We start from the raw sequence: 602 nt of genomic DNA, 5'->3' as shown, positions 1-602 counted from the left end.
TGGCATCCCCGTCGGCGGAGAGATCCGGAGCGCCGTCGGAACCGTCGTCCAACACCCATCGTGGTCTCCCCTCTCCGACTGGTGCAACGCGGATGGACTCATCCTCCAGGATGAGCCTGACCATATAAGCGCCGGCGGTTCTGAAGTGTGCCAGGCGATCAGAGAGGCTATTCCACGGCAACAGGAGATCCGGGACGACGGGCTCAGCTGTCGGGTCTACGGCCTGAAGAAGGATACGTGCATCAAGCCCGCCTTCCTCCAGAACCAGCCCATGCGAAGCCACCAGAGCGGCAAGGCGCTCGTAGTAGGCCCGCATCAGTTCGCCCCCAGTGAGCCGCTTCAGGCCAAAGGCGAAGTCGACGTGTCTGAGGAGCGAAGCTGGAAAGCCGGCATCGACGAGGGCCTTGAGGCACTCGACATGCAAGCGGGCCGGATCCGGCTCGCTGCGGGCGATCTCACCGATCTTGTCCTGAGCCAGCTCGGTGGTGAGGATGAAAACAGCATCAGCCAAGGCACGCACCTTGCCTGCTTCATCGACAAGGTGGCCATGCCTCCAGATCCACTCGAGGCGGGTGCGGAGATTCGGGTGGGCTTGATCAATA

The 602-nt window shown here is 62.5% G+C and carries 1 protein-coding gene; it reads right to left on the bottom strand.

Annotated elements, in window-relative coordinates:
- The coding region (locus tag JKL45_RS29710; protein WP_201865378.1) for a hypothetical protein at window positions 1–511 on the bottom strand (511 nt) is incomplete at its 3' end.
- Between the last annotated feature and the right edge of the window lie 91 nt (window positions 512–602).

This window comes from Microvirga soli, assembly GCF_016734765.1.
GTDB lineage: Bacteria > Pseudomonadota > Alphaproteobacteria > Rhizobiales > Beijerinckiaceae > Microvirga > Microvirga soli.
The sequence above is the reverse complement of the archived record's forward strand: the minus strand, read 5'-3'. Positions and strand labels throughout refer to the sequence as shown.